We start from the raw sequence: 26,441 nt of genomic DNA, 5'->3' as shown, positions 1-26,441 counted from the left end.
GGGGACGGGCAACTCCCTGTTTCGCGTTCGCAATGCTGCGAACTTTGCCCGACTTGTGGAGCTATTGTGCCTTGTGGTCATTGATGAGGCGGCCAGGGTCATCCCTGGCAGGGGTACGGCGGCGAGGACCGTCCAGTTCGCCGACCCCACCGCTGACCGGGACCGCTACCTGGACCTGCTGCGGACGATCGCGCTCGTCCGCGTCGTGCTCTACCACGTGACCGGATGGATCTGGCTGAGCCTGCTGGTGCCGGCCATGGGTCTGATGTTCGGCATCGCCGGTTCGCTGATGGCGGCGTCACTGGACCGGCACGGTCTGTCGGCCGTGCTCCGGCGGATGCGCCGGCTGCTGCTGCCGTTCTGGGCGTTCGGCGCGATCACCCTGGCGGTGCTCTCCGTCGGCTGGCGGCCGAGCGGTGTGACCGGCTGGGCTGAACTGCTCTGGTGGGTCGTACCCCTGCGGGTGCCGCCGGTGGGTGGGCAGCCCTGGGCCTGGGCGTTCCACATCGGCCTCTGGTACGTCGTGACCTACCTGTGGTTGGTGCTGTGCTCCCCGGTCCTGCTGCGGCTGTTCCGCCGCTGGCCGTGGCCAAGCCTCGGTGTCGCCACCGCGCTACCCGTGGGGATGCACCTCGCAGGTGTGCACACCGGCTACTTCGTCGCCGCCTACCTGTCCTGCTGGCTGCTGGGCTTCGCCCACCGCGACCGGCTGCTGCACCGCGTCCCGTGGCGCTGGTACGGCCTACTCGTCGCCGCCCTCGCCGGGACGGGTGGAACGTGGGTCGTGACAGCCATGGTGACCGGCCGGGCCGCCGACCTGAACCACGTCGCGGGTGGCACCACGCTGTGGTCGATGGCGTTCGTCGCCGTGCTGCTGAGAGCAGAGCCCCGCCTCGTCGGCCGGGTGTCGCTGGGCCGCACGCTCCAGGTGGTCAACGCCCGGGCGGTCACCATCTACCTGTGGCACATCCCGGCCAGCCTCGGGATGTTCCTGCTGCTCGCGCCGGTGCTCCCGTACACCTCGGTGGCCTCGATCGCGCTGCGGCTGACCGGGGTGTGCCTACTGACCGCCGGAGCGGTGCTGCTGTTCGGCTGGATCGAGGACGTGGCTGCCCGGCGTACCCCGACACTGTTCGGGCCATGGCCGGCCGGCAGCCGGCGGGCACACCGGGCGAGACACCTCAGAGCTGGCCGACGTCGGTGATCCGCACGACCGCCGCGCCGACCTCGTCCGAGGCCACCAGGTCGATCTCGGCGCTGATGCCCCAGTCGTGGTCGCCGTCCGGGTCGTCGAAGATCTGCCGTACGGTCCACCGCTCGCGGCCCTGCTCGATCATCAGCAGCGCCGGGCCGCGGGCGTCCGGCCCGACCCCGATCGAGTCGTACGCCTCGAAGTACGGACCCAGGGCGTCGGCCCACGCGTCGTAGTCCCAGCCGTTCTCGGCGTCCAACTCGGCGAGCAGGTCCCAGCGGCGCAGCGCAGCCAGCTCGACGCGCCGGAACAGCGCGTTGCGCACCAGCACCCGGAACGCCCGCGCGTTGCGGGTCACCGCCGGCGGCCGATCCGTCAGGGCGGCGTGTGCCTGGGCCACCTCGGCCACGTCGGACGGGTTGCGCAGCCGCTCCCACTCGTCGATGAGGCTGGAGTCGACCTGACGGACCAACTCGCCCAACCACTCGATGAGGTCGATCAGTTCCTCGGTCTTGGCGTCCTCGGGCACGGTCTGGCGCAGCGTCTTGTACGCGTCGGCAAGGTAGCGCAGGACGAGGCCCTCCGAGCGGGTCAGCCCGTAGAACTGCACGTACTCGGTGAAGGTCATGGCCCGCTCGTACATGTCGCGGACGACGGCCTTGGGGGAGAGTTCGTGGTCGGCGACCCACGGGTGGCCCTGCCGGTACATCTCGTACGCGGCCTCCAGCAGCTCGGCCAGGGGCTTCGGGTGGGTCACCTCGTCGAGCAGTTCGAGGCGGGCCTCGTACTCGATGCCCTCGGCCTTCATCGCGGCGACCGCCTCGCCGCGCGCCTTGAACTGCTGCGCGGACAGGATCTGCCGGGGGTTGTCGAGGATCGACTCGATGACGCTCAGCACGTCGAGCGCGTACGACGGGGACTCGGCGTCGAGCAGCTCGATGGCGGCGAGCGCGAGCGGGGACAGCGGCTGGTTGAGGGCGAAGTCGAGCTGGAGGTCGACGGTGAGCCGGATCCGTCGGCCGGTCTCGTCCGGCTCGGGCAGCTCCTCGACGACCCCGCCGGCCCGCAGCGCCCGGTAGATGGCGATGGCCCGGCGGATGTGCCGGCGCTGCGCGGCGGGCTCCTCGTGGTTGTCGGTGAGCAGGTGCCGCATCGCGGTGAACGCGTCCCCGGGCCGACCGATGACGTTGAGCAGCATCGAGTGGCTGACCTGGAAGCTGGAGGTGAGCGGCTCCGGCTCGGCGTCGACGAGTCGGTCGAAGGTGGGCTGACCCCAGCCGATGGAACCCTCCGGCGGCTTCTTGCGGACCACCTTGCGCCGCTTCTTCGGGTCGTCGCCGGCCTTGGCGAGGGCCTTCTCGTTGTCGATGACGTGCTCGGGAGCCTGCACGACGACCCGGCCGATGGTGTCGTAGCCGGCCCGGCCGGCCCGCCCGGCGATCTGGTGGAACTCCCGGTTCTTGAGCAGCCGGGTCCGCACCCCGTCGTACTTGGACAGGCCGGTGAAGAGCACGGTGCGGATCGGCACGTTGATGCCGACGCCGAGGGTGTCGGTGCCACAGATGACCTTGAGCAGGCCGGCCTGGGCGAGGGTCTCCACCAGGCGGCGGTACTTGGGCAGCATGCCGGCGTGGTGTACGCCGATGCCGTGCCGGACCAGCCGGGACAGCGTCTTGCCGAAGCCGGCGGTGAACCGGAAACCACCGATCGCCTCGGCGATCATGTCCTTCTCGGCGCGGGTGGCGACGTTGACGCTGGTCAGCGCCTGGGCTCGCTCGAGCGCGGCGGCCTGGGTGAAGTGCACCACGTACACCGGGGCCTGCTTGGTCTCCAGCAGCTCCTCGAGTGTCTCGTGCAGCGGCGTCATCGCGTACGAGAAGATGAGCGGGACCGGCCGCTCGGCCGAGCGCACGACGGCGGTCGGCCGGCCGTTGCGCCGGGTCAGGTCGTCGACGAAGCGGGTGGTGTCCCCCAGGGTGGCGGACATCAGGATGAACTGGGCCTGCGGCAGCTCGATGATCGGCACCTGCCACGCCCAGCCCCGGTCGGGCTCGGCGTAGAAGTGGAACTCGTCCATGATCACCTGGCCGACGTCGGCCTTCGCGCCCTCGCGAAGCGCCAGGTTGGCCAGGATCTCCGCCGTGCAGCAGATGATCGGGGCGTCCGCGTTGACGCTCGCGTCGCCGGTCAGCATGCCGACGTTCTCGGCGCCGAAGACCTCGCAGAGCGCGAAGAACTTCTCCGACACCAACGCCTTGATCGGCGCGGTGTAGAAGGTCGTCCGGCTGTCGGCGAGGGCCGCGAAGTGCGCGGCGATCGCCACCAGGCTCTTACCCGAGCCGGTGGGCGTGTTCATGATCAGGTTGGCGCCGGAGACGATCTCGATGACCGCCTCCTCCTGATGGGGGTAGAGGTCGAGGCCGCGCTCCTTCGCCCAGCCGGCGAACGCGTCGAAGAGGGTGTCGGGGTCGGCGCTTGTCGGCAGCGCGGCGGTGAGCGTCATAGCCTGTCCATGGTGCCTGGATCATGCCCCGAGACGCCAACCGGGCCCGCACCGGATCCCGCCCGGACGCCCCGGGCGCCCGCCGCGTTCCGGGGCGCGTCGTCGGTCACCGTCGCCGGTACAGCAGGTCGGCGACCGGCCGACCGGCCGTGATCGCCCGCCGCTCGAACTTCGTCACCGGCCGGTGCGCCGGACGCGGCGCGAAGCCGCCGTACGTGTCCACCAACTCCGGGTCCGCCTCCAGGGTCTCCCGCATCGCCTCGGCGTACTCGGCCCAGTCGGTCGCGCAGTGCAGCACGCCGCCGGGCCGCAGCCGGGACCGCAGCAGCGCCACGTGCGTCGGCTGGATGATCCGCCGCTTGTGGTGCCGGGACTTCGGCCACGGGTCCGGAAAGAAGACGTGTACGGCATCCAGTGAGCCCTCGGGCAAGCCGCTGACCAGGGACAACGCGTCGCCCTGCGCCACCCGTACGTTGCTCAGGCCGCCGCGGTCCACCAGGTCGAGCAGGTTGGCGATTCCCGGCGTGTGCACCTCGACCGCCAGATAATCTCGATCCGGGTCGGCGGCAGCCATCGCGGCGGTGCTGTCGCCCATGCCCGAGCCGATCTCCAGCACCACCGGCGCCCGGCGACCGAACAGGTCGGCCAGGTCGACGGGCACGACAGGTCCGTCCGGCACGTCCAGGCCGTACGCGGGCCAGAGCCGGCTCAGCGCGTCGGTCTGCCGGTCGCTCATCCGACCCCGGCGGGGGTGGAACGTGCGGATCGTCCGGCTCGCGGGCGGGACGGCGGGGTCATGGTCGGTGGCGGTCACAGCGACCCGAGCGTACGCGACTCCGCCGGCGGATCGGATGTGATGTGCGACCGGAAATGAGAGGATCCAACTGGTACGGCAGGTCGGCTGAACCGCTGCCCGACCCGGGCCGCACGGCGTCGGAAGGGGGCATCGTGACAGTGACCCGCCGCCTCGTGGCCCTGTCGCTGGTGACCGTGTTCGCCGGCCCGCTGCTGGCCGCGCCCGCCCTCGCCGCCGCGCCGGAGCGGGCTGTCGCCGTTGCGCCCGGGCCGCAGCCGGAGGGCCCGCCAGGTGGCGCGCCTCAGCCGACGCCGCCGGTGGACATCTTCGTCGAGGTGAGCCCCAGCACCGTGCAGCCCGGGTACCTGGTCGGCATCCGGGCGAGCTGTCGGGACAACTCGGTGGGCGCCACAGTCGTCTCCGACGCCTTCGGGGCGGTCGGCGTGCAACCGCAGCGCGGGGTGCTCACCGCCGCGCCGATGGTGCGCGAGCGCACCCGCCCCGGCAACTACCGGGTCAAGCTGGAGTGCCGCGACGGCGAGACCGCATCGACGATGCTCCAGGTGGTCAAGAAGGTTCCCGTCCAACCCAGCCGTGGTCCGGCGACCGGCTTCGGTGGGAGCAGCGGCGGGATGACCGGCAGGCTGCTGCTGCCCGTCGGCGCGGCGCTGACCATCACCGGGCTTGTCGTCGCCGTGCTGGCGCTGCGTCGCCCCCGAGCAGCCGTGCGTCGCTGAGGCCGCCATGGAGATCTTCCGCCCCACACCGCCGCCGGCCGGTTCACGCCAGCCGTTCGCCGGCCGTCCCGCGTCGCCGCCCGGTGGTGTGCGCCAGCCGTTCGCCGGCCGTCCCGCGTCGCCGCCTGACGAGGTACGGCTGCCCGTGGACGACGATTGGCCGGACGACGACCGCCGGCCGGAACCGCAGCGCCTGCCGGATCCCGACCGGCTACCGGACCCCGACCGGCTACGGGATCCCGACCGACCGTCGGTGGCTGCCCGTCCGCCGACCGCCGTCGCACCCCGGCGTAGTCGTCCGTCCGGCCGCAGCCCCTGGTCCGTACCCCTGGCCGTGGTCTTGGTGTTGGCCGGGGTCTTCGCCACGGGGGCCGGGCTGGGCCGCTCGGTCGGTCCCCTCGACTTCGCCCCGGCCGGCGGCGACCGACCAGCCCGCAGTGAGTCTGTCGGGTTGTCGGCCAGCCGGCCGGTGCGCCTCAGCGTCCCGGCGATCAAGGTGGCCGCGCCGGTGGCGCCCGTCGGGCAGGCACGGGACGGCTCGATCGCCGTGCCGCCGTTGGAGAAGCACAACGAGACCGGCTGGTACGACCGTGGGCCCACCCCCGGCGAGCCCGGCCCAGCGGTGATCGTCGGGCATGTGGACACGAAGACCGGCCCGTCGGTCTTCTACGACCTGGGCAAGCTCAAGCCCGGCGACCTGGTCGAGGTGGCCCGGGCGGACGAGTCGGTGGTGGTGTTCCGGGTGGACACCGTCGAGCACTTCCCGAAGGACCAGTTGCCCGCCGAGCGGATCTACGGCCACGACGGCCCACCGGGGCTGCGGTTGATCACCTGCGGTGGGCAGTTCATCGGGGGTCGCACCGGCTACGCGGACAACGTCATCGCCTTCGCCACCCTGAAGAGTTCCCGCACGTCCTGACCGGCGGTTGCGGCGCTTGATCCACTCGCCTTCCCGGAAACCGGGGTAACCACGTCACCCGGACACCCCGACGTCAATGAACCCGAGTGGATCAAGCGCTGGGTAGCCGGCACCGGCGGGTGGAGGTCGACGGCATCGGCCTCGGCCTCGTCCTGCTGGTAGTCCACCGTCGCGGCGGCGCGGAACTCCGCACAGATCGCGTGCGCCGTGGCGGGGTCGCTGAACTGCTCGACGTACGCCGCCCGTACCTCGGCCGGGAAGGCGTCCTTGACCTCGGGCCAGGTGTCGAGCATGAAGTCGACGAGCACCGCGGGTGCTGCCTCGATGAACCGCTCGGGCACCGGCTCCGGTGCCGCCAGGAAGGACCAGACCCAGTAGGAGAGGCTGAACGCCCGGTCCGCGCGGTTGTAGACGTCGCCGATGGGAACCACGTCCATGACGGCCAACCGGGTGACGGCGTCCGGTTCGTCAAGCGCGAGACGGTACGCGCAACGGGCCCCACGATCGTGGCCGACGAGCCGGAACTGCTCGTAACCCATGCTGCGCATCACCTCGACCTGGTCGCGGGCGATGGCGCGCATGCCGTACGGCTCGTGATCCGACGTGCTGGGCGGGGTGCCGCTGTCGCCCCAACCGCGCAGGTCGGTGGCGACGACCGTGTACTTCTCGGCGAGCCGTGGCGCGACCTTGTGCCACATGAGGTGCGTCTCGGGGATTCCGTGCAGCAGCAGAACGGGTGGCCCGCTGCCACCTCGGCGGCCGTGGATCGTCGCGCCACGCGTCTCGATGTCGAACACGTCGAAGCCGTCGAACATCGCCAGAATCCCCCCGCAGCTTGGGATGCGCCCCGGGCGAACGGCGTGGCAGGGCGCCTGGTGGCCGGCTACCGCTCAGGCCGTTTCGACGCTATCAACTCCCGCTTGACCTCAACCGGCGTTCAAGTCCTAGCGTCGCTGAGAAGACACGTCGAGGCGGCTCTGAGCCGTCGACTGCGCCTGATCGGAGACACACGTGCGCGCGATCCAGGTCTCTTCGTACGGGGGTCCGGAGGTTCTGACCTCGGTGGACCTGCCCGATCCGCAGGCCGGGGAGGGTGAGGTCGTTGTTCGGGCCGAGGCCGTGGACACGATCTACGTGGAAACCCAGATCCGCGGTGGCTGGGGTGAGAGGTTCGGCGTCATCCCGCCGTACGTGCCGGGCGGCGCAGCGGCCGGAACGGTCGTCTCCACCGGGCCGGACGTCTCTGCGTCCTGGCTGGGCCGCCGGGTCGTCGCGGGTGCCGGGACGCGGGGTTCGTACGCCGAACTGGTTCGGGCCAGCGTCGACCGGTTGGTGCCGGTCCCCGACGGCCTGGGCCTGCGGGAAGCGGCCGCTCTCGCGCACGACGGCGTGACCGCCATGGGCATCATCGACGGCCTCGGCGTCAAGCCTGGCGACCGGGTGCTGATCCTGGGGGCCGCGGGCGGCATGGGAACGCTGCTCGTTCAGCTCGCCCACGGTCTCGGTGCGCAGGTCGTGGGCGCGGCCCGTGGCGCGGACAAGCTCACACTGGTACGACGGCTCGGCGCGGACGCTGTCGTCGACTACGCCGGAGAGGGGTGGGCCGACGCGGTGCGCGAAGCCCTAGGTGGTCTGCCCGTCGATGTGCTGCTGGACGGTGTCGGGGGAGACCTGGGCGGGGACGCCTTCCACCTGGTGGCCGACGGCGGGCGGGTCTCGACCCATGGGGCGGCGAGTGGCACCTTCGCCACGGTGGACCTGGGAGGCGCGCGAGCGCGCGGCATCGACGTACACGGCATCGCGGACGTCCAGTTCGAGGCGACGGAGATGGTGCGGCTCGCGAGCCGGGCCCTGACCGGGACGGTGGAGGGGCGGATGCGCCCGGTGATCGCACGCGAGTATCCGCTGTCCCGCGCGGCTGACGCTCACCGCGCGATGGAGGCGCGCTCGATCCCGGGCAAGGCCCTGCTCATTCCGTGAGGCGGGTCGCGGACCGCTGTGGTGACCCTCGGCGCCCGGCTAGGGCTGGGGGACGTGCAGCGCCACCTCGAACTCCAGCAGGCTGGCTCCGGTGGAGACCGGCGGGCGGGGCTTGTCGCCGGGTGCGGTGGCGTGGGCGGCGCGGGACGGGCCGGCGGCCCACGCCTGGAACGCTTCTTCGCTCTCCCACCTGGTGTAGACGAAGTAGCGGGTCTCGCCGGCCACCGGGCGGAGCAGTTCGAAGCCGAGGAAGCCGGGGGAGTTCTCCACCGCGCCGGCCCGAGCGGCGAACCGCTTCTCCAACTCCGCGCCGCCACCGGGTGGGACGTCGATTGCGTTGATCTTCACGACTGCCATCTGCCCACCCTAGCCACTCAGAACGTCTCGACCGCGGGCACCAGGTCCGCGTCGACCACGATCGGCGCGTGGTCGGAGGGGCCTTTGCCCTTGCGGGCTTCGCGGTCCACGTACGCGGCGCGGACCGCTCGGGCGAACGGCGCGGACGCGTACACCAGATCGATTCTCATGCCCTTGTTCTGGTGGAACATGCCGGCTCGGTAGTCCCAGTAGGTGAAGGGGTGCGGGCCCTTCATCGGGGTGGGCACGACGTCGCTGAGGCCCAGGTCGCGCAGTGCCGCGAGGGCCGACCGCTCGGCCGGGGTGACGTGCGTGGAGTGGGTGAAGACCGCCGGGTCCCAGACGTCGGCGTCGGTCGGGGCGACGTTGAAGTCGCCGCTGACCGCAAGCGGAAGTCCGCCGGCCAGCTCGGTCTCCAGCGCGTCGCGCAGCGCCGCGAACCAGGCCAACTTGTACGCGTAGTGCGGGTCTTCCGGCGTCCGGCCGTTGGGCACGTACACCGACCAGACCCGCACCCCGTCGCAGGTGGCGGAGATGGCGCGGGCCTCCGGCTCGGGGAAGCCGGGCTCGTCGGTGAAGCCGACCCGGACGTCGTCCAGCCCGACCCGGGACAGGATGGCCACGCCGTTCCACCGGCCGTCGCTGTGGCTGGCCACCGTGTAGCCCAGTTCGCCCACCTCGGTGGCCGGGAAGGCACCGTCCGGGCACTTGGTCTCCTGCAGGCAGACGACGTCCGGCCCGGTGTCGGCCAGCCATTCGAGCAGCCGGGGGAGGCGGGCCTTCACCGAGTTGACGTTCCAGGTCGCCAGGCGCATGCCCCCAGCCTGCCGCATCCGCCCCCGCGACGCCGGGTCAGCTGCCCGGGGTGTCGCCGGGACGGGTCTGTTCGGCCAGGAAACGTTCCAGTTCGGCACCGAGTTCGTCGGCGGTGGGCAGCGGGCCGGCGTCCGGGGCGAGCAGGCTCTTCTCGCCCCGACCTCGGGCGAACGCGTCGTACTGCTCCTCCAGGGCCTGGACCAGGGCGGCGGCGTCGTCGGTCTGGGCGACCTGTCGGTCGATCTCCACCCGGACCACCTCGGCGGCCGAGCGCAGTCCGTCGCCGGGCAGCAGCAGCCCGGTGCTGCGCGACACCGAGGCGAGGAGCACCTCGGCGGCGGCCGGGTACTCGGTCTGCGCCACGTAGTGCGGCACGTGGGCCGCGAAGCCCAGCGCGTCGCGGCCCTGCTCGCCGAGGCGGAACTCCAACAGGTGACCGACGCTGCCGGGCACCTGGACGCGTTGCAGCCAGGGCTCGTAACCGCTGATCAGCTCGGGGCGGGTGGCGTGCGCGGTCACCCCGGTCGGTCGGGTGTGCGGGACCGCCATCGGGATCGAGTTGAGCCCCACGGTGAGCCGCACGTCCAACCGCGCGGCGAGCCCGGCGATGGCGGCCACGAAACGTTCCCACTGCAGGTCCGGCTCGGGGCCGGTGAGCAGCAGGAAGGGGGTCTCGTCGTCGTCCTGCAGCAGGTGCAGCTCCAGCTTGGGCGCGTCGACGCTCTCCCAGTGGTCCTCGACGAAGGTCATCACCGGTCGTCGAGATCGGTAGTCGAAGAGCTGGTCGACGTCGAAGGTGGCGATCGGCCGACCCTCCAGCGAGGTGAGTAGCTGCTCACGCGCCAGTCGGCTGGCGTTTCCGGCGTCCACGAACCCGGTGAGGGCCTGGATCAGGACCGGCTGCCCGAGGTCGGGCAGATCGTCGGTGAGCTGGTAGAGCTCGTGTGGGTCGAGCACCGGTGCGGACCTCCCTGAAATGTGCCTGCGGGGTGCCGTCGCGACGGAGGGCACCCGTTCGGGCAACGTACCCGCCATCCTGCTGCATTCCTGCGTCGGGCGATCCGTTGGCCGGGTCGTGGGCGTGACCGGACCAATCGTCTCTTTACGCCACCAGGTCGAGCCTGTCGACTGATCGGTCGAGGGCGGTTAGGCCCAAAAGCCGAGTTTGTCGATCATGTCAGGCTCGACGGTCCGATGTCCGGGCCTGCGCCGGTCCGTGCCGGTCCGCGTGCGAAGCCAGCTTCATCCGGTACGCGAGGTACGTTCCCTGGGTGCAGCGACCCGCCCGGGTCGTCCACCAGCACCAGCCCGATCTGTGTCGATCACCACGTGATCACCGTGCGTGATCGGGGTTCTGGCCTGCCTAGCCTCGGTTGATGCGTGACGACGGCACCCTCGACGACCCGTACGCCCCGAGCAACCCCACTACCGATACGGAGGGTGGCACCTCAGCCGAACGGACAACCGCCGCGAGCCGGCTCCGGGCGTACGCCCGGGACCTGACCGGTCGACGCCGGGCGCAGGTGGCCCTCGCTACCGGTGTGGTGTGCTGCCTCGGGCTGGCGGCCACCGCCCAGGTGCGCAACGAGGACGCCGACGCGGCGACCCGGGTCGCCTCGCCCTCCACCTCGGAGATGGCGCAGCGCGCCGAGCAGCAGCGCGCCTCCCGGTCCCTCGACCGGACGGCCGCCCCGAGCGCGTCCGCCACGGCGACCCCGGCCGACCCGGACACCACCGCGCCGGCCCGCAAGGCCAAGCCGGTTCGCCCGACCCGCCCGGCTCCCGTCGCCGGCCTGGACCGGGCCCAGATGGAGAACGCCGAGGCGATCGTCCGTACCGGCCGCGAGATGGGGGTGCCCCGCCGCGGGCTGGTGATCGCGGTGGCCACCGCCATGCAGGAGAGCAATCTCTACAACGTCGCAAGCGGTGTGCTGCCCGAGTCGCAGGACTACCCGCACCAGGGCGTCGGCTGGGACCATGACTCGGTCGGGTTGTTCCAGCAGCGTTCCAGCAGCGGCTGGGGCCCGGTGGGCCGGCTGATGGACCCGGAGTTCGCCACCCGGCAGTTCCTCAGCGCGCTGGAGCAGGTGCCCGGCTGGCAGCAGATGCGGCTCACCGACGCCGCTCAGGCGGTGCAGGTCTCCGCGTACCCCGACCATTACCAGCAGCACGAGTGGCGGGCCACCCGGGTCGTCGACGCCATCGTGCCGGCGGGGCGGTAACGTACCGACCACTGTGGACGGTCAGGGTTGAGGCTGTCGCATCCCGGGTACATGTGTTGCGGGTTCGAGGTACACATGAGTCTGGGACCACCGACAGGAGGACGCCATGTCACTGATGCAGCGGATCACCACGTTCCTGAGATCGCCGAAGGGGCAGCAGCTGGTCGAGCGCGGCCGTCGCGAGATGGCCAAGCCGGCCAACCAGCAGAAGCTGAAGGGGTTGGCGGCCAGGCTGTCCAACCGCCGCCGCTGACCGCTCCATCGGCCGCCCTGTCCACCGTTTCCACCCCTGGGGAGACCTGGTGACCGACACTCCGCCCGTCGGCGGTCAGCCCGCCGTGCCGACTCCTCAGCCGCCCGTCGACCTGCCGCCCGTCAACCTGCCGGCGGCACCGGTGGACGCCCCGGAGGGCCCGCCGGCCCGTCTCTGGGACCGGATGCGTGACGACCCGCAGTACGCGCCGGAGCACCTCTCCCTGGAGGCGGTGCGCCGCCTCGGGCCGGAAGCCGCGCAGTGGGTCGCTCGCGCCCGGGCCGAGCAACCCGGAATCTCCGCTGACGCCCTGGCCGACCAGGCGGCCCGCAAGTTCGTCAACCTGGCCCGGCTCTCCGGGGCGGTCTCCGGCGCGGCCGGGTTGCCCGGGGCCGTGATCGACGTCGGCGTGCTGGCCTGGACCCAGGCGCGGATGGTGCTGCACATCGCCGCCGCGTACGACGTCGACCCGCTGCACGGCGATCGGGCCACCGACCTGCTGGTGCTCCAGCGGGTGCACAAGGTCGCCGAGAGTGCCCGGTTGGCGCTCGGCGTGGCCGCCGGCCGGGAGCGCGCCGACGCGCTCTTCGGTCTGGGCGGCCAGCGTCCACTCGGTCGGGTCATGCTGCAACTCAGTGTCCGGCTGGCCCAGATGGCCGGCGTCCGGGCCGCGAAGCGGATGGTCGCCAAGATCGTCCCCGGTGCGGCAATCGTGCTTGGCACCTGGGCCAACTCGTCGGCCACAAAGGATCTCGCCAAACGGTCCCGGGCCCTCTACCAGGCCCGTGGCAGCGCAGTCCCGGAGCCGCGCCAGCCCTGACCTGCGGCCCGTGTCGTCAGCTGGCCAGGCCGGAGGAGCGCCAGGTCACCTCGGCGATCCGGCCCTGGCCGGTGGCGTTGGGGTGGAACCAGTCCAACGGGTTGAGCAGGTCCAGGGTGAACCGGACCCTGTGCAACGCGCCGCCGTCGTGCCGGCACCGTGATCCGTACGCCCGGCAGGCCGCCTTCAACTCGGCGTTGTACGCGTCGATCCGGTCCCGAACGGCGGCCCGGCGTGCCTTGTCGGCGGGCGCGGTCGAGGTCGCCTCGGCCAGCAGGGCCGGGCAGATGCCTCGCCGCCACGCGCGGGTCACCCGAGGGTCGTCGTGCCCGACCTCCCAGAGCCGGTACAGGTCGGGGATGCTCACCACCAGCACCCGGGCCTTCGGCCGACCGGTCCGCAGGACCCGCAGGCCCCGGTCTACGTCGCCCCGGAACTGCGCCACCGGAGTCATCGCGTCCACCCCGCCCCGGCAGACGTCGTTGGCCCCGATCAGGACGGTGATGTAGTCGGCGCGGTCGCGTACCGCAGCCTGGGCCTGACCGGCGAGAGCGTCCGCGCGGGCGCCGGGACGGGCATGGTTGTACGTTCGGCCCCGGATCGCCGAACTCTGTTCGAGTAGCCGCCGGTAGTGGCTCTGCACCCGCAGCCCGTCCCCGGTCGACCAGGAGTTCCGCTCGCACGAGGTGAGCACCAGACAGGACGCGAAGCCGGTGCTGATCGAGTCACCGAGGGCGGCGATGCCGCCGGGCCCGCTCGACGGCGGGGCGCTCGTGGTGGGGCGGGGGTCCGCGGAGTTGCCGCCCTCGCAGGCCAGCGCCACCAGCGCCGCGAGACAGGCCAGGGCGGCGACCCAGCGTCGAGGCATGACGTCTCCCGTTCCCGCAGCACAGAGCGACAGCGCGGTAACTCTATGCGCAGGACGGGGCTTGTCGGGAAGTTGCTGTCGGGTATGCGGCAGAGTGCCGACACCGAAGCCGTCGAGATGCTATGCGTCCCGCCACGGGGCCCGCTGGCCGTGCAGCCACCAGTGCAACGCCCTGGTGATCCGGGGCAGCACCAGGTACGTCATCAGCGGGGTCAGGCAGAGGGTCATCAGCAGCACCCGGGCCGCCAGCGGCACCGCGTCCAGGAAGCGGCTCGTGAGCAGGGTGGCGGTCAGGCTCAGCGGAAAGAACGCCAACCAGATGGTCACCGCCTGCTTCCAGCGGGGCGGCGACGCGGGCGGGGCCGGCTCCACCGGGTCCACCGAGTGCTCCAGCGGCCTGTCGAACCACCCCTCGATCCCGGTACGCCGCTCGACCCGGGTGTGCTCGACGATGCCCTGCGCCGAGCTGAGCCACCAGTGCCGCTGCGGCGACTCCTCCCACCGGCGCAGCGTCTCGGCGTCGGCGAAGCGGTAGAGCATGTGCCACTCCGGCGAACCGGGGCCGCTCTGCACCCAACCGGCCCCGAGGAAACCGGGGAACGCCTCGGCCAGCGCGGTGCCGGCCCGCATCCAGGCCACCATCTCGCTGGCCCGGCCGGGGTCGACCCGGCGGGCGATGGAGACGGTCACCGGCACGGCGAGGGTCATCGACATGCGCCCATCCTGCGGTCGACGGGGGCCGCAGCGCGAACGGATGTGCCGGAGCACACCGGCGCGTGCGGCTGTGCAGGCGGGCGGTACTGCTTAATCCGGCCGATCGGGGGTAGGTCGGTGGGTATGACGAGATCGCAGCCCCGGCGCGCCCGTGGCACGGTCGGCCACGCGAACAGCGCGTTGAACCTCCGGCTCACCCTTGCCGGGTTCGGGCTGGTGATCATGGCGCTCTTCGCGGTGCTGGCGTTCTGGGCCGGCATCGCCTGGCTCGGCGTGGTCTGCGCGATCTTCGCCGTGGTCGCCGTGGTCGACCTGGTCGTGATCCAGCGTCGCCGCGCCGCCCGCCGCCGCGAGGAGCCGGGCGTACGACACTCGTTGTTCGAGTGACAGGAGGACGGAATGCCCCACATCGCCACCACCAACCCCGCCACCGGACAGGTGCTCAAGACGTATGAGGCGATGTCCACCGAGCAACTCGACGATGCCATCGAGCGCGCCGACCTCGCCTTCCACCAGCTCCGGGAGACGACAGTCGACAAGCGCGCCCAGTGGATGAACGCCGCGGCCGACCTGCTTGACGCCGAACGCGACGAGATCGCCCGCATCATGACCACGGAGATGGGCAAGACGTACGTGGCGGCGCAGGCCGAGGTGACCAAGTGCGGCACCGCCGCCCGCTTCTACGCCGACAAGGCCCCCGCCTTCCTCGCCGACGAGCCGGCCGACGCGCCCGCCGTGAAGGCGACCCGGGCGTTCGTCCGCTACCAGCCGATCGGCGTGGTGCTCGCGGTGATGCCGTGGAACTTCCCGCTCTGGCAGGTGATGCGCTTCGCCGCCCCGGCGCTGATGGCCGGTAACACCGGCCTGCTCAAGCACGCCTCGAACGTGCCGCAGACCGCGCTGCTGCTGGAGGACGTGTTCCGGCGGGCCGGCTTCCCCGAGGGGGCCTTCACCACGGTGCTCGTCGGCTCCGACGCCGTCGACCACATCCTCAGCGACCCCCGCGTACGCGCCGCGACGCTCACCGGCAGTGAGCCCGCCGGTCGGTCCATCGCGCAGATCGCCGGGCGGGAGCTGAAGAAGACAGTCCTGGAACTCGGCGGCAGCGACCCGTTCGTGGTGATGCCGTCGGCCGACGTGGACCGGGCCGCCGAGGTGGCCACCACCGCCCGCTGCCAGAACAACGGCCAGTCCTGCATCGCCGCGAAGCGGTTCATCGTGCACACCGACGTGTTCGACGCCTTCGCGGAGAAGTTCGCCGCGAACATGGCCGCGCTGCGCGTCGGCGACCCGATGGACCCGAACACCGACGTCGGGCCACTCGCCAGCGAGCGGGGCCGCGACGAGGTGCACGCCCAGGTGCGCGACGCGGTGGACAACGGCGCGACAGTGCTCTGCGGCGGCGAACCGCCGACCGGCGACGGCTGGTTCTACCCGCCGACGGTGGTCACCGACCTCACCCCGCAGATGCGGATGTGGTCCGAGGAGGTCTTCGGCCCGGTCGCCGGCCTGTTCCGGGTCTCGTCGTACGAGGAGGCGATCGAGGTCGCCAACGGCACCAGCTTCGGGCTGGGCTCGAACGCCTGGACCCGGGACCCGGCCGAGCAGGAGCGCTTCGCCACCGACCTGGACGCCGGCAACGTCTTCGTCAACGGGATGACCACCTCCTACCCGGAGTTGCCGTTCGGCGGTGTGAAGAACTCCGGTTACGGGCGGGAGTTGTCGGCACTGGGCATGCGGGAGTTCTGCAACACCAAGACGGTCTGGGTGGGCGAGGGCGCCGCCTCCGCCGGTGCGGGGGCACACGCCGAGTAGCACGCATCACCGGACGCCGTCGTGGGTAGGAGGTGTGCCCATGACGTCGTTCGGCTTCCACGCCTCCCATGAGCAGATCGGTCCGCGCGCCCTGTTGGAGGCGGTGATGCACGCCGAGCGGGCCGGCTTCGACGCCGCCATGTGCTCCGACCACTTCTCCCCGTGGAGCGCCCGGCAGGGCGAGTCCGGCTTCGCCTGGTCCTGGTTGGGCTCGGCGTTGCAGGCCACCGGCATGCCGTTCGGGGTGGTCAACGCGCCCGGCCAGCGGTACCACCCGGCGATCATCGCGCAGGCGATCGGCACCCTCGGCGCGATGTACCCGGGCCGGTTCTGGGCGGCCCTGGGCACCGGCGAGGCAAGCAACGAGCACATCACCGGCGACCCGTGGCCGCGCAAGGACGTCCGTGCCGCCCGGCTGCGTGAGTGCGTGGACGTGATCCGGGCCCTGCTGGCCGGCGAGGAGGTCAGCCACGACGGCCTGGTCCGGGTGGACCGCGCCAAGCTGTGGACCCGCCCCGAGCAGCCACCCGCGCTGGTCGGCGCCGCCGTCAGCGTGGCCACCGCCCGGTGGTGCGCCGAGTGGGCGGACGGGTTGATCACCGTGAACGCCCCGGTGGCCCACCTGCGCGAGATGATCGACGCCTACCGGGACGCGGGCGGGCGTGGGCCGCTGCACCTGCAGGTGCACGTCTCCTGGGCGCCGGAGCAGGCAGCGGCCGAGGCCCTCGCGTACGACCAGTGGCGCAGCAACGTCTTCGCCCCGCCGGTCTGCTGGGACCTGGAGACCGTCGAACACTTCGACGTGGTCTCCGCCGACGTGCCGGCGCGGCGGGTCGCCGAGGTGGTGAACGTGTCGGCGGACCTGGGCCGGCACGTCGGCTGGCTGGAGGAGTACGCGCAGCTCGGCTTCGACCAGATCGCCCTGCACCACGTCGGGCAGGAACAGCGCGGCTTCATCGACGCGTTCGGCGCGGAGGTGCTGCCGAAGCTGCGCCCGGGCGGCTGATCGGGGTCGAACAGGGCTACCCCTAGGCTCGTACCCCATGGAAAGCCTGTTTCCGGTCGTCGTCTTCCTGGCGATCGCCACCCTGGGCGCCGCGCTGGCCCGTCGGCTCGGTCTGCTCGCGCCGATCGTGCTCGTCGTCTTCGGCCTGGCGCTCTCGTACGTGCCGGGTTTCCCGCAGGTGCACCTCGAACCGGAGTTGGTGCTGGTCGGCATTCTGCCGCCGCTGCTCTACGTGGCTGCGCTGGAGACCTCGGTGCCGGCGTTCAAGACCAACATCCGGCCGATCCTGCTGCTCGCGGTCGGCCTGGTGTTGTTCACCGCGTTCGTGGTCGGGTTGGTGCTGCACCTGCTGCTGCCGCAGCTACCGTTCGCGATCTGCCTGGCCCTCGGCGCGGTGGTCGCCCCGCCGGACGCGGTGGCCGCCACGGCCGTCGCCCGCCGGGTCGGCCTGCCCCGCCAGGTCGTCACCATCCTGGAGGGCGAGAGCCTGGTCAACGACGCCACCGCGCTGGTGCTGCTGCGGGTCGCGACGATGGCCACCGTCGGCTCGGCGGTCGGCGCCGACCGGATCGCCATCGAGGTGCTGCGCTCCACCGGCGGTGGCATCCTGATCGGGGCGCTCGGGGCGGTGGTGTTCGGCTTCCTGCACCGGCGGATCAGTGACCCGCTGCTCGACAACGCGCTGTCGTTGATCATCCCGTTCGCGGTGGTGTTCACCGCCGAGCACCTGCACGCCTCCGGTGTGGTCGCGGTGGTGGTCACCGGGCTGGTGCTCGGGCACAAGTTGCCGCAGCTGCTGTCGGCGGCGTCCCGGTTGCAGATCGGCGCGTTCTGGCGGCTGGTCCGCTTCCTCCTGGAGGGCCTGGTCTTCCTGCTTGTCGGTCTGCAACTGCGGGAGGTGCTGCACGACCTCGACGAGCCGGTCGGCTCGCTCATCCTGATCACCTTCGCGGTGCTCGCCACCGTCTTCCTGACCCGGTTCGTCTGGCTCTTCCCCGCCACCTACCTGGCCCGGCTGGTCCCCCGGGTCCGCCGCCGTGACGCCCGCCCGTCACCGAAGTTCCCGATCATCATCGGCTGGGCCGGCATGCGGGGCGTGGTGACCTTGGCCGCCGCGCTGGCCCTGCCGCTGACCCTGGCCGACGACGAGCCGTACCCCCGGGCGTTGTTCATCTGGCTGGCCTTCGCCGTGATCGTCTTCACCCTGGTCGGCCAGGGCGCCACCCTGCCGCTCGTCGCCCGGCGGCTGAAGCTGCCGGCGGACGACCCGGTACAGGACGCGCTCTCCGCGGCCGCCGTGCAGCAGCAGGCCAGCAAGGCCGCCCAGGACCGCCTCGACGAGTTGGCCGACAGCGCCCCGGACGCGGTGGTGGACAGGCTGCGCCGGGCGGTGGGCGACCGCACCAACATGGCGTGGGAACGCCTCGGCGGCGACGAGCGGGAGACCCCCTCGCAGGCGTACGGTCGGCTGCGACAGGAGATGATCGACGCCGAGCGGGACGTGTTCCGGGCGGCCCGAGACTCCGGTCGGATCCCCGAGGAAGTACTGGTACAGGCCTACCGTGACCTGGACCTGGAAGAGTCGTTGCTGCGAGAGGTTGAGAAGTGAGCTGTCAGCACCTGACCGAGGCCGGCGCCGCCGAGCCGCGTACCCCCGACGAGTGCGCGGACTGCGTCGCCATCGGCGACACCTACTGGGTGCACCTGCGCACCTGCCTGAGCTGCGGGCAGGTCGGCTGCTGTGACTCGTCGCCGAACCAGCACGCGAGCAAGCACTTCGCGTCCACCGGCCACCCGGTGATCCGCTCGGCGCAGCCGGGCGAAGCCTGGCGCTGGTGCTTCGTCGACGAGGAGATCGGCTGACGGTCAGCCCGGGTGCGGTGACCGGTCAGTGCGGTCAGTGCGGTCGGCGCGGTCAGTGCGGTCGCTGCGGTCGGCGTGGTCGCCGCAGTCAGCGCGTTTGGCGTGGTTGCCGCGTTTGGCGTGGGCGGCCAGGGCCCGTCGGGTGAGCGGCGGCACGGCGAGGCCGGTGAGCGCGAGCGACCCCGCCAGCGCCAGCCAGCCGACCGGGCCGCCGTCGATGATCAACCAGGTGAGCAGGGCCGGGCCGGCCGCACGGACCAGCCCGGCGAGCAGTCCGTCGACCCCCTGGTAGGCGCCGAGGGCGTCCGGGGCGGCGAGGTCGTAGGCCAGCGCCGCCCCTGCCCCGGCGTGCCACAGGTCGCCCAGGGTGTAGATCACCGTCGCCCCCAGCAGCAGGCCGACCGCCACCGCGGTGGGCACCACAGCGGTGGCGGCCCAGAGCAGCATCCCGGCCGCCAGCACCAGCCCGGCCCGGCGCATCGTCGTCGCCGCCGGCACCGCGTGCCGCGCGCTCCCGCTGAGCCGTACGGCGAGCAGCACGGTGAGCAGCGTGTTGACCAGCAGGAGGGCGGAGACCGTCACCAGAGGCACATCGGTGTGCGCCACCACCCACAGTGGCAGCACCAGCGTCAGCACCACCTGGTGCACGGAGAGCACCGCCGAGGCTCCCACGACCGCGAGGAACGGCCCGTCGCGCAACGCCCGACCGGCTCTCTGGCGCAGGGGGCGCCGGGCCGGCGGGTACGCCGGGAGTCGCATGATCAGCGCCGCCGACACCAGATAGGTCGCGACGTTGCCGACCACCAGCAGCCGGTACGCCCACCCGGTGTCCGCCACCAGCGCGAACGCGGCCAGCCCCGAACCGAGCGCCACGCCCAGGTTGGCCACCGCGCGCAGGGTGGCGAAGGCGTGCACCCGGCCCTCGGGGCCGCCCACCGCCGCGACCAGCGCGGCGCGGACGGCGAGGTTGCCGGAGATCAGCAGAGCATCCAGGCTGGCCACCAGCAGAAAGACCGGGAAAGAGCCGACCAGCAGGTACGCGGCGGCGACAACCGCCTGCGCCAGTTGCAGGCCGGCGCGCAGCCCCCGGGGGTCACGGCGGTCCGCCAGCCCGCCGAGCGGCACGCTGGCAGTGAGCCCGATCAGGCCGGCGACAGTGAGCCCGAGCCCCACCTCGGTCGGGGTCAGCCCCACCGTGCGGGTGAGGAAGAGCGCCGCGCCCGTCACCCACAGCCCGGTGCCGACCGTGTTGGCGAGGGTGGCCAGCGACAGAGTGCGCAGCCGACCGGGCGGCGGCAGCGGCGAGAGCGACCGCCTGCGGCCGTCAACCCGCGCCGTGGTGCCCACCCCTCGACCGCAGGGCCAACGGATGCATGTCGATGCCCCGCCGGACGGGGCCTCCGTCACAGCCGGTCTGCGGATCGCGCCGATCCCGGCTCGGTCGGTCTGAGTCGGGCCGGTGGTGGGTCATGTCCGTAGGTGGTACCGGTTGCGGCGGGGGAGCTGCTCGGGGTCGAGCCAGGCCGGTGGGATGAAGTCCGGGTGCCCGTCAGCGCCGAGCCGTACGCTCCAGTCGCTGCCGTGCACGTGTCGGTGGTGGTGGCCGCAGAGCAGCACCGCGTTGGCCAGGCTGGTGTCGCCGCCGTCAGCCCAGTGCCGGATGTGGTGGGCGTCGCACCAGCGCGGTGGGCGGTCGCAGCCGGGGAAGGCGCAGCCCCGATCACGCAGCACCAGGGCCCGGCGTAGCGGGCCGGTGATGAGCCGGCGTTGCCTGCCCACATCGAGTGTCTGACCGGCGGCGCCGAAAACGGCGGGCAGGATCGCCGCGTCGCAGGCGAGGCGGCGGACCGTCTCCGGGGTGAGGTGCAGGCCCGTGTCGAGAGCGCCGGCGTCAAGCCGTTGGCTCAGCGTCTCGAAGCTGGTGGTGACGACGAGTTGGGCGGGGTCGCCGCCGCGCTCGGGTAACTCACCGGTGCGCAGGGCGAGCCGGCAGAGATCGGCGAGCGCATCATGGCGGCGTTGCCCGGGAGAACGCGGGTCGTCCGGACCGGACGGTGCGGTCAGCGGGTCGATCGCGGCGCGCAGCAGGCCGGCCGTCTCACCGTCGAGGATGCCGGACAGACGTAGTCGGCCGTCCCGCAGCTCAGACAGGGTGACATGACGGTCTCGGCAGGCGCGGCGGCTCTCAGCCTCCAGTGCGGCCCTGGCCGCGGCTTCACCCACCTCGGGAGCGACGTGGTCGAGGATGCGGGTGCTCAGCTTGCGCAGCAGGGTCGGCTCGAACTGCCGGGCCCAATCGACCAGGACGCCGACCGCCTTCTGGGCCGCCTCGCTGCCAGCGGCCGTGTGCACCGCGCTGACCGTGTCGCCGATGACCCGGACCTGCTCCACGTCCACCACTCCGCCGGCCAGCGCGTCCCGTACACCGGCCGGGGCGGTTTCGAGCGTCACGGCCAGCTCGACCAGGCGGCGGGCCGCGCCAACCCCGAGGCGCAGCCGGTCGCGCAGCCACACCTCCGTCGAGGAGGCGCCCTGCGCGGTCGCGGTGCCTCGACCGTCCAGCTCCCGGACGAGGGCCAGCTTGACCGCGGCCAGGCGTTGCTCGAGCCGGTGCGCGGCGTCGAGTGCCGCGACGAGGTCGTGCTCCGGAAGCGCCCATGACGGCGTGTCGAGGCAGTCGGCGACCGCGCCCTCCGCCTGCGCCAACGCCTCCAACATGGACCAACAATAGAACAGGTGTACGACAGTTCAGGGATCGATCGGTGGCGCAGGCTCGGCTGCTTCGAGCGGTGGCAGCGCCTGGTGAGGCGAACCTGGACGAGGAGCCTTCGTCGCTGCCCGCGCGTGCCACCGGACCGCCGAGCACCGGCTCGGGGACCGCGCGGCGTACGTCGTCCTGCGCCACCCGGCTCAGCGGCTTGTGGCGTCGACGAGACGTTCGGTGGCGAGGCAGGAGACGAGGCAGCGTTCCTTGGCGTCACCGCTCAGCCTGGCGGTCCAGTCGGTGAGGCCGCCGTCGCCGATCTCCAGGCTGCCACCCCGGACGGTTATCCGCAGGGCGCACCCCGTGTAGTAGCCACGACCGCGCGACCGCTCCGGTTCGTCCACAAGCGGCACCACGCCTGCGTCCAGTGCCGGCCGGACGGTGTCGGCGAGCCGCCCGCCGTCCGTCGCCTGCCCGCGCAGCGTGGGGCGGTCCTGAGGGGGCGGACGTCTATGCTCCGCCGAGGGCTGGACCACGACGGGGGACAAACATGATCAGAGCGGTGTTCTTCGATGTCGGCGGGACCATTCTCGACGAGTCCCGCGAGTTTGCTGCCTGGGCCGACTGGTTCGGCGTGCCCCGGCACACCCTGTCGGCGGTGTTCGGTGCGGTGGTCGCGCGTGGGCTGGACTACCAGGAGACGTTCCGGGTCTTCCGGCCCGACTTCGACCTCGCGGTGGAGTTGGCGCGGCGGGCGGCTGCCGGCCAGCCGGAGTCGTTCGCCGCCGAGGACCTCTACCCGGACGCGCGAGGGTGCCTGAGGGCCTTGAAGGAGCAGGGCCTGTTCGTGGGCCTGGCCGGTAACCAGCCAGCCCACGCGGAGGCGACCCTGCGCGCTCTCGACCTCCCCGTGGACCTGATCGGCACGTCGCACGGCTGGGGCGTGGCGAAGCCGGCACCGGCGTTCTTCGAGCGGGTCGTCGAGGCTGGCGGGGGCGTCGCGTCGACGATCCTGTACGTCGGTGACCGGCCCGACAACGACGTACGCCCGGCGCTGGCGGCTGGCATGAAGACGTGCCTGATCCGCCGTGGGCCGTGGGGGCACATTCTCGACCCCTCCACGGTGGCCGGGCGGTGCCAGTTCCGGATCGACTCGCTCGACGAACTCCCCGGCCTGGTCGCGAAGCACAACGCGGCCGGCGGTTGACCCGCCGGCCGCGTGCTGGTGCGGTCCTGGTGGCCGCCTTCCCCGGCGGCCACCAGGACGTCGGTCAGGTCAGCGAGCAGGCTGCCCCGTTGACGGTGACCAGGCCGGGGTTCGGGTTGGCACCGCCGGCCGTCGTCGCGTTGAAGCCGAACGTCACCGTGCCGCCGGGTGCGATCTTGGCGTTGTGCGACTCGTTGCGTGCGGTCACCGTCGCACCGGACTGGGTGACCTTCGCGAGCCACGCCTCGCGTACCCGCTGGTCGCCGGTGAACGCGAAGCGCACGCTCCAGCCGTTGACTGCCGTCGTGCCCGTGTTGCGGACGGTCAACTGCGCGGTGAACCCGGTGCCACCGTGCCAGGCGCCGTAGTTGGCGTACTGCACCGAGCAGGTGGTGGCCGGCACCGCGCCCGAGTCACCCTGGTCGGCCAGGAACGAGGCGATCCAGGCCAGCGCCGAGTTCCAGTTGATCGCCACCTCGTTCGTCGAGTACGAGTTGATGTCGTCGACGTAGCAGAACATCGGCTTGCAGCCGGCCAGCAGCTGCGCCACGAACGGGTCCTGGAGGGCCGCGTTCGGGCCACCGGCGATGGAGCCGGCCGGCGGCCGGGGCATGCTCGGGTCGAGCTGGTGGCCGAAGATGCGGCTGTGCTGGTTCTGCGCGGCGTGCTCGCCCCACCCGGTGACGTAGGAGATGTTCAGCGCGTTGCGACCGAGGATGTAGTCCATCGCCTGCACGGCACCGTCGCGGTAGACCGGGTTGCGGGTCAGGTCGAAGGCGGTGGCCAGCACCACGGCGTTGTTGATGACGTTGCCGTTGCCGCCCCAGAAGTAGCTGTTGGCGTCACCGGGCATCGGCAGCCCGTACGCCTGCCGGCGCAGCTCGGCGAGGTACGTGTCGGCGGCCGTGGTGACCGAGGCGCGAACCCGGGCCAGGTCGGCGGCGGGCAGACCGTTCGGCACGGTGGCCAGGTCGAGACGGCCCAACGCGGCGACGCTCTGCCAGCTGAAGCCAAGCGTGTCGAACACGTTCCCGGTGTGGTGCGGGGAGGCGGTCAGGTCGGTCAGGTAGGTCTGCGCTCCGGTGGTCAGGTACAGCTCGGCCGCCGCCCAGTAGAACTCGTCGGTGACGTTGCCGTCGTCGTACGCGCCGCCGCCGGTGCCGTCGGTCGGGCTGGCGTACACCGCCGGGTGTGCCTTGGCCGCAGCGTAGGCCGTCTTCGCGGCAGTGCCGCAGCGGGTCGCGAACGCCGCGTCGTAGGGGGCGAAGAGCCGGGCGCACTGGGCGGCGGTGGCGGCCATGTTGAGGGTGGCCGCGGTCGACGGCGGGTGCAGCTCGCGTAGCTGCGGGTCGTCCTGCGGTGCCAGCGGCAGACCGGTCCAGTTCTGATCGTGGATCTTGTGGTGGACCATGCCGGCGAGCGGCTTGCCGGCCGGCACCTGCATGCGCAGCAGGAACTCCAGCTCCCAACGGGCCTCGTCGAGGATGTCCGGTACGGCGTTGCCGCGCTCGGGCACCCGCAGCGTGCTGTCGGCGAGCGCGGCACCGCCGGCCGCGGTGGCCGCCGTCTTGGTGCGCTCGAAGGTGTTCAGTAGCTGGTAGGTGGCGATGCCGCCGTTGACGACGTACTTGCCGTGGTCGCCGGCGTCGTACCAGCCGCCGCGCACGTCGAGGGAGTAGTCGCAGACACCCGGCTGGCAGGGGACGCTGGTGTCGCCCTTGTTGGGCGCGACGCCGAGGTGACCGGCGGGGCGGGCGTACTCGTCGCCGATCAGGTCACCGTCGATGGCGATGCCGCTGCGCTGGGCGTAGAAGAACTGCAGCGAGTCCGAGCGCAGTTGGTTGTAGAGGGTGCCGGAGATGTCGAACGGGTGGCTGGTCTCGCCGTCCACCGTGAGCGTGAGCCCGGCGCCGGGGGTGCGGTAGCTGGAGAAGTCGACGCTGTGCACGTTCTGCCCGGAGGCCGCGTCGACACCGCGAGCCGTGGTGGTGCCACTGGCCACGACGGAGCCGCCGGCGCTGCGCAGTTGCCAGGGCAGCGCCGCGGTGGCCTCGGTGACGACTGTGGCGTTCTTCGGGCCGCCCGGAAGGTAGCCGACCTGGTTGACGCGCACCCGCGGGCCGGTGTCCGGCACGTACGGCTCGGGTGGCTCGCCCCCGCGCAGCGAGACGTCGTCCAGGCAGATGGTCTGCGCCTGGGCGGCACCGCCGACCTGGAAGATCAGTTGGGCGTTGGGGTTGTCGTCCGGAACGGTGAAGGTCTGCTCGACCCGCTGCAGGGTGCTGGTCGCGGTGGCGTCCACGGCCGCGTACGTGGTGTACGGGGCGCTGCCGAGCTGCAACACGGCTTTCACCGCGGCGCCGGGAGTGGCGGAGACGTCGAAGCCGAGGGTGTATTCGGCACCGGCGATCAGCGGCACGCCGTCCTGGCCGATGCCGGCGTCCCACGGGTTGGCCAACCCGCCGGCGACCGTGGTGCAGAGCTGGCCGTCGGTGACCGCGAGCGCGCCGGTGCCGAAGGAGAACCAGGGGCTCACCCCGTCGCTGAAGTCGCCGTTGTCGATCTGCTCGGGAGCGTCCGGTGGTGGGTCGGCGTGGGCCGCACCGGCGCCCCCGACAGTGAGGGCCAGAGTGGTCGCCGCAGCCAACAGGAGGCGGCGTCGGGATGACGTCACGGGGAGTCCTTCCGGGACGGGAACGGGACGGTGGTGGCGACAAGAAAGCTGGGAGCGCTCCCAGTATCGGCTCGATGTTTCCAGCGTCGGTAGGCGATGTCAATTGATCTGGTTGGATGGTTTGTGGCGTTCGACGAGGGCGGTCGGCGCGGCGGGCGTACCGATCCGGGGCGTCACCAGGACGTGAGATTGGCCGCGCCACGCGCCGTCGTCCTGATCTCCTAGAGACAACTGCGCCCCTCGCCTGGCAGGCTGCCTCCCATGACCCTGAAGCTGCGTTCCGTGGGAACGAGCGACCGTGGGCTGATCCGCAGCGGAAACCAGGACGCCCTGCACGCCGGCACCTGGCTCGTCGCCGTCGCCGACGGTATGGGCGGGATGGCCGCCGGCGACCTGGCCAGCGCCCTCACCATCGACGCGGTCGCCCCACTGGACGTGGAGACACCCGAGGACGCCCTGGTCGCCGCGCTCGAAGGTGGCATCGCGCTGGCCACCTCCCGGATCCGAGCGGCGGTCGCCGAGGATCCCGAGCGCCAGGGCATGGGCACCACGCTGACCGCCCTGCTCTTCGCGCGTACCGGCAGCTGCCTGGCCCTCGCCCACGTCGGCGACTCCCGGGCCTACCTGTTCCGCGAGGGCGTGCTCAAACAGGTCACCCGGGACGACACGTTCGTCCAGATGCTCGTGGACCAGGGCGTGATCACCCCGGACCAGGCCAGCAGCCATCCGCGCCGCGCCGTGGTCACCCAGGCGTTGCAGGGCGACGAGGTCTCCCCGTCGTACGCGACGATGGTGCCCCGCGCCGGCGACCGCTGGCTGCTGTGCAGCGACGGGCTCTCCAACGTGGTCCGCCCGGACACCCTCACCGAGGTGCTCAGCGGCCACCCGGACCGGGACGCCTGCGCCGGCAAGCTGATCGACCTGGCCCTGCACGCCGGCGCACCGGACAATGTCACTGTCGTGGTGGCCGACATCGTCGAGGAGTAGGCCGGCGC

26 protein-coding genes are annotated in these 26,441 nt (G+C 72.0%); 14 read left to right on the top strand and 12 right to left on the bottom strand.

Features of this window, described 5'->3' with window-relative positions:
* Positions 1–73 precede the first annotated feature (73 nt).
* On the top strand, positions 74–1,204 hold the full coding sequence (locus AB0C15_RS07280; RefSeq protein ID WP_357349605.1) for an acyltransferase: 1,131 nt from the start codon (positions 74–76) through the stop codon (positions 1,202–1,204).
* Here AB0C15_RS07280 and AB0C15_RS07275 read toward each other — a convergent pair.
* Both AB0C15_RS07275 and trmB read right to left on the bottom strand, forming a co-directional pair.
* Positions 1,182–3,695, bottom strand: a complete 2,514-nt coding sequence (locus AB0C15_RS07275) for a DUF3516 domain-containing protein (RefSeq protein WP_357349604.1) — start codon at positions 3,693–3,695, stop codon at positions 1,182–1,184. The two genes, AB0C15_RS07280 and AB0C15_RS07275, sit on opposite strands and share 23 nt — an antisense overlap.
* A 106-nt stretch (positions 3,696–3,801) precedes the next feature.
* Entirely contained in the window at positions 3,802–4,431 is a 630-nt protein-coding gene (gene trmB / locus AB0C15_RS07270; protein ID WP_357349889.1) for a tRNA (guanosine(46)-N7)-methyltransferase TrmB, read from the bottom strand.
* A 134-nt stretch (positions 4,432–4,565) separates the two neighbouring features.
* Here trmB and AB0C15_RS07265 point away from each other — a divergent pair, with 134 nt between their 5' ends.
* Both AB0C15_RS07265 and AB0C15_RS07260 read left to right on the top strand, forming a co-directional pair.
* Positions 4,566–5,228 carry a hypothetical protein gene (locus AB0C15_RS07265; protein WP_357349602.1) on the top strand — a complete coding sequence of 221 codons (663 nt, stop codon included), beginning with the start codon at positions 4,566–4,568 and terminating at the stop codon, positions 5,226–5,228.
* A gap of 253 nt (positions 5,229–5,481) precedes the next feature.
* Entirely contained in the window at positions 5,482–6,147 is a 666-nt protein-coding gene (locus AB0C15_RS07260; protein ID WP_357349887.1) for a class F sortase, read from the top strand.
* Here the strand turns inward: AB0C15_RS07260 and AB0C15_RS07255 are convergent.
* Entirely contained in the window at positions 6,093–6,962 is an 870-nt protein-coding gene (locus AB0C15_RS07255; RefSeq protein ID WP_357349600.1) for an alpha/beta hydrolase, read from the bottom strand. The genes AB0C15_RS07260 and AB0C15_RS07255 overlap by 55 nt on opposite strands.
* 196 nt (positions 6,963–7,158) lie before the next feature.
* Here AB0C15_RS07255 and AB0C15_RS07250 point away from each other — a divergent pair, with 196 nt between their 5' ends.
* Positions 7,159–8,127 (top strand): zinc-binding dehydrogenase, encoded by a 969-nt coding sequence (locus AB0C15_RS07250; protein WP_357349598.1) that lies wholly within the window; start codon positions 7,159–7,161, stop codon positions 8,125–8,127.
* 39 nt (positions 8,128–8,166) lie between these two features.
* Here the strand turns inward: AB0C15_RS07250 and AB0C15_RS07245 are convergent, their stop codons facing one another.
* The 3 genes from AB0C15_RS07245 to AB0C15_RS07235 are packed head-to-tail and all read right to left on the bottom strand — an operon-like array spanning position 8,167 to position 10,257.
* Positions 8,167–8,484 (bottom strand): antibiotic biosynthesis monooxygenase, encoded by a 318-nt coding sequence (locus tag AB0C15_RS07245; protein ID WP_357349596.1) that lies wholly within the window; start codon positions 8,482–8,484, stop codon positions 8,167–8,169.
* Between the two features lie 17 nt (positions 8,485–8,501).
* Positions 8,502–9,299: an exodeoxyribonuclease III gene (locus tag AB0C15_RS07240; protein ID WP_357349594.1), complete on the bottom strand. Its 798-nt coding sequence runs from the start codon at positions 9,297–9,299 to the stop codon at positions 8,502–8,504.
* A gap of 37 nt (positions 9,300–9,336) precedes the next feature.
* The gene (locus AB0C15_RS07235; RefSeq protein WP_357349592.1) at positions 9,337–10,257 is read right to left on the bottom strand and encodes a PAC2 family protein; all 921 of its coding nucleotides are present in this window, start codon (positions 10,255–10,257) and stop codon (positions 9,337–9,339) included.
* Between the two features lie 419 nt (positions 10,258–10,676).
* Here AB0C15_RS07235 and AB0C15_RS07230 point away from each other — a divergent pair, with 419 nt between their 5' ends.
* From AB0C15_RS07230 to AB0C15_RS07220, 3 genes are all read left to right on the top strand, one after another.
* Positions 10,677–11,522: a peptidase M23 gene (locus tag AB0C15_RS07230; RefSeq protein WP_357349590.1), complete on the top strand. Its 846-nt coding sequence runs from the start codon at positions 10,677–10,679 to the stop codon at positions 11,520–11,522.
* Between the two features lie 106 nt (positions 11,523–11,628).
* Positions 11,629–11,775 (top strand): hypothetical protein, encoded by a 147-nt coding sequence (locus AB0C15_RS07225; protein ID WP_165435705.1) that lies wholly within the window; start codon positions 11,629–11,631, stop codon positions 11,773–11,775.
* Between the two features lie 49 nt (positions 11,776–11,824).
* Positions 11,825–12,595 (top strand): EcsC family protein, encoded by a 771-nt coding sequence (locus AB0C15_RS07220; protein WP_357349588.1) that lies wholly within the window; start codon positions 11,825–11,827, stop codon positions 12,593–12,595.
* A 16-nt stretch (positions 12,596–12,611) separates the two neighbouring features.
* Here AB0C15_RS07220 and AB0C15_RS07215 read toward each other — a convergent pair whose 3' ends face one another.
* Positions 12,612–13,463: a GDSL-type esterase/lipase family protein gene (locus AB0C15_RS07215; RefSeq protein WP_357349586.1), complete on the bottom strand. Its 852-nt coding sequence runs from the start codon at positions 13,461–13,463 to the stop codon at positions 12,612–12,614.
* 120 nt (positions 13,464–13,583) lie between these two features.
* Positions 13,584–14,177: an antibiotic biosynthesis monooxygenase gene (locus AB0C15_RS07210; RefSeq protein WP_112584652.1), complete on the bottom strand. Its 594-nt coding sequence runs from the start codon at positions 14,175–14,177 to the stop codon at positions 13,584–13,586.
* A gap of 123 nt (positions 14,178–14,300) precedes the next feature.
* On the opposite strand from AB0C15_RS07210, the gene AB0C15_RS07205 reads away from it, so the two are divergent.
* Genes AB0C15_RS07205 through AB0C15_RS07185 form a run of 5 tightly spaced genes read left to right on the top strand, consistent with a single transcriptional unit; the run spans position 14,301 to position 18,861 of the window.
* A complete protein-coding gene (locus tag AB0C15_RS07205; protein ID WP_357349584.1) occupies positions 14,301–14,564 on the top strand; it encodes a DUF6343 family protein in 264 nt (87 codons plus the stop codon).
* Between the two features lie 12 nt (positions 14,565–14,576).
* Complete coding sequence (locus tag AB0C15_RS07200; protein WP_357349582.1) at positions 14,577–15,992, top strand: NADP-dependent succinic semialdehyde dehydrogenase; 1,416 nt, start codon at positions 14,577–14,579, stop codon at positions 15,990–15,992.
* A gap of 40 nt (positions 15,993–16,032) precedes the next feature.
* Entirely contained in the window at positions 16,033–16,998 is a 966-nt protein-coding gene (locus AB0C15_RS07195) for a TIGR03885 family FMN-dependent LLM class oxidoreductase (protein WP_357349580.1), read from the top strand.
* A 37-nt stretch (positions 16,999–17,035) separates the two neighbouring features.
* Complete coding sequence (locus AB0C15_RS07190; protein ID WP_357349578.1) at positions 17,036–18,607, top strand: Na+/H+ antiporter; 1,572 nt, start codon at positions 17,036–17,038, stop codon at positions 18,605–18,607.
* On the top strand, positions 18,604–18,861 hold the full coding sequence (locus AB0C15_RS07185; protein ID WP_091401591.1) for a UBP-type zinc finger domain-containing protein: 258 nt from the start codon (positions 18,604–18,606) through the stop codon (positions 18,859–18,861). Before AB0C15_RS07190 ends, AB0C15_RS07185 begins: the two co-directional genes overlap by 4 nt.
* Positions 18,862–18,864: 3 nt before the next feature.
* Here the strand turns inward: AB0C15_RS07185 and AB0C15_RS07180 are convergent, their stop codons facing one another.
* From AB0C15_RS07180 to AB0C15_RS07170, 3 genes are all read right to left on the bottom strand, one after another.
* Positions 18,865–20,208, bottom strand: coding sequence for an MFS transporter (locus AB0C15_RS07180; RefSeq protein WP_357349576.1), 1,344 nt, complete (start codon positions 20,206–20,208; stop codon positions 18,865–18,867).
* A 120-nt stretch (positions 20,209–20,328) separates the two neighbouring features.
* Complete coding sequence (locus AB0C15_RS07175; RefSeq protein ID WP_357349574.1) at positions 20,329–21,579, bottom strand: DUF222 domain-containing protein; 1,251 nt, start codon at positions 21,577–21,579, stop codon at positions 20,329–20,331.
* Between the two features lie 192 nt (positions 21,580–21,771).
* Complete coding sequence (locus AB0C15_RS07170) at positions 21,772–22,101, bottom strand: hypothetical protein (RefSeq protein ID WP_357349572.1); 330 nt, start codon at positions 22,099–22,101, stop codon at positions 21,772–21,774.
* Between the two features lie 14 nt (positions 22,102–22,115).
* Between AB0C15_RS07170 and AB0C15_RS07165 the strand changes: the two genes are divergently transcribed.
* Positions 22,116–22,772 (top strand): HAD family hydrolase, encoded by a 657-nt coding sequence (locus AB0C15_RS07165; protein WP_357349570.1) that lies wholly within the window; start codon positions 22,116–22,118, stop codon positions 22,770–22,772.
* 64 nt (positions 22,773–22,836) lie between these two features.
* Here the strand turns inward: AB0C15_RS07165 and AB0C15_RS07160 are convergent, their stop codons facing one another.
* Complete coding sequence (locus tag AB0C15_RS07160; protein ID WP_357349568.1) at positions 22,837–25,446, bottom strand: glycoside hydrolase family 9 protein; 2,610 nt, start codon at positions 25,444–25,446, stop codon at positions 22,837–22,839.
* 261 nt (positions 25,447–25,707) lie between these two features.
* Between AB0C15_RS07160 and AB0C15_RS07155 the strand changes: the two genes are divergently transcribed.
* Entirely contained in the window at positions 25,708–26,433 is a 726-nt protein-coding gene (locus AB0C15_RS07155; RefSeq protein WP_357349566.1) for a protein phosphatase 2C domain-containing protein, read from the top strand.
* Positions 26,434–26,441 lie beyond the last annotated feature (8 nt).

Origin of the sequence: Micromonospora sp. NPDC048835, assembly GCF_040649995.1 — a bacterium.
In the GTDB taxonomy this organism is placed as follows: Bacteria; Actinomycetota; Actinomycetes; order Mycobacteriales; family Micromonosporaceae; genus Micromonospora.
Note: the sequence above shows the minus strand (reverse complement) of the source record. Positions and strands in the feature narration are given on the sequence as shown.

Excerpts from the sequence above, each read along its gene's own strand:
- AB0C15_RS07275 (WP_357349604.1), bottom strand. The coding sequence starts at position 3,695 with ATGACGCTCACCGCCGCGCTGCCGACAAGCGCCGACCCCGACACCCTC.
- trmB (WP_357349889.1), bottom strand. The coding sequence starts at position 4,431 with ATGAGCGACCGGCAGACCGACGCGCTGAGCCGGCTCTGGCCCGCGTAC.
- AB0C15_RS07265 (WP_357349602.1), top strand. The coding sequence starts at position 4,566 with ATGAGAGGATCCAACTGGTACGGCAGGTCGGCTGAACCGCTGCCCGAC.
- AB0C15_RS07255 (WP_357349600.1), bottom strand. The coding sequence starts at position 6,962 with ATGTTCGACGGCTTCGACGTGTTCGACATCGAGACGCGTGGCGCGACG.
- AB0C15_RS07245 (WP_357349596.1), bottom strand. The coding sequence starts at position 8,484 with ATGGCAGTCGTGAAGATCAACGCAATCGACGTCCCACCCGGTGGCGGC.
- AB0C15_RS07240 (WP_357349594.1), bottom strand. The coding sequence starts at position 9,299 with ATGCGCCTGGCGACCTGGAACGTCAACTCGGTGAAGGCCCGCCTCCCC.
- AB0C15_RS07230 (WP_357349590.1), top strand. The coding sequence starts at position 10,677 with ATGCGTGACGACGGCACCCTCGACGACCCGTACGCCCCGAGCAACCCC.
- AB0C15_RS07225 (WP_165435705.1), top strand. The coding sequence starts at position 11,629 with ATGTCACTGATGCAGCGGATCACCACGTTCCTGAGATCGCCGAAGGGG.
- AB0C15_RS07215 (WP_357349586.1), bottom strand. The coding sequence starts at position 13,463 with ATGCCTCGACGCTGGGTCGCCGCCCTGGCCTGTCTCGCGGCGCTGGTG.
- AB0C15_RS07210 (WP_112584652.1), bottom strand. The coding sequence starts at position 14,177 with ATGTCGATGACCCTCGCCGTGCCGGTGACCGTCTCCATCGCCCGCCGG.
- AB0C15_RS07205 (WP_357349584.1), top strand. The coding sequence starts at position 14,301 with ATGACGAGATCGCAGCCCCGGCGCGCCCGTGGCACGGTCGGCCACGCG.
- AB0C15_RS07200 (WP_357349582.1), top strand. The coding sequence starts at position 14,577 with ATGCCCCACATCGCCACCACCAACCCCGCCACCGGACAGGTGCTCAAG.
- AB0C15_RS07195 (WP_357349580.1), top strand. The coding sequence starts at position 16,033 with ATGACGTCGTTCGGCTTCCACGCCTCCCATGAGCAGATCGGTCCGCGC.
- AB0C15_RS07190 (WP_357349578.1), top strand. The coding sequence starts at position 17,036 with ATGGAAAGCCTGTTTCCGGTCGTCGTCTTCCTGGCGATCGCCACCCTG.
- AB0C15_RS07175 (WP_357349574.1), bottom strand. The coding sequence starts at position 21,579 with ATGTTGGAGGCGTTGGCGCAGGCGGAGGGCGCGGTCGCCGACTGCCTC.
- AB0C15_RS07165 (WP_357349570.1), top strand. The coding sequence starts at position 22,116 with ATGATCAGAGCGGTGTTCTTCGATGTCGGCGGGACCATTCTCGACGAG.
- AB0C15_RS07155 (WP_357349566.1), top strand. The coding sequence starts at position 25,708 with ATGACCCTGAAGCTGCGTTCCGTGGGAACGAGCGACCGTGGGCTGATC.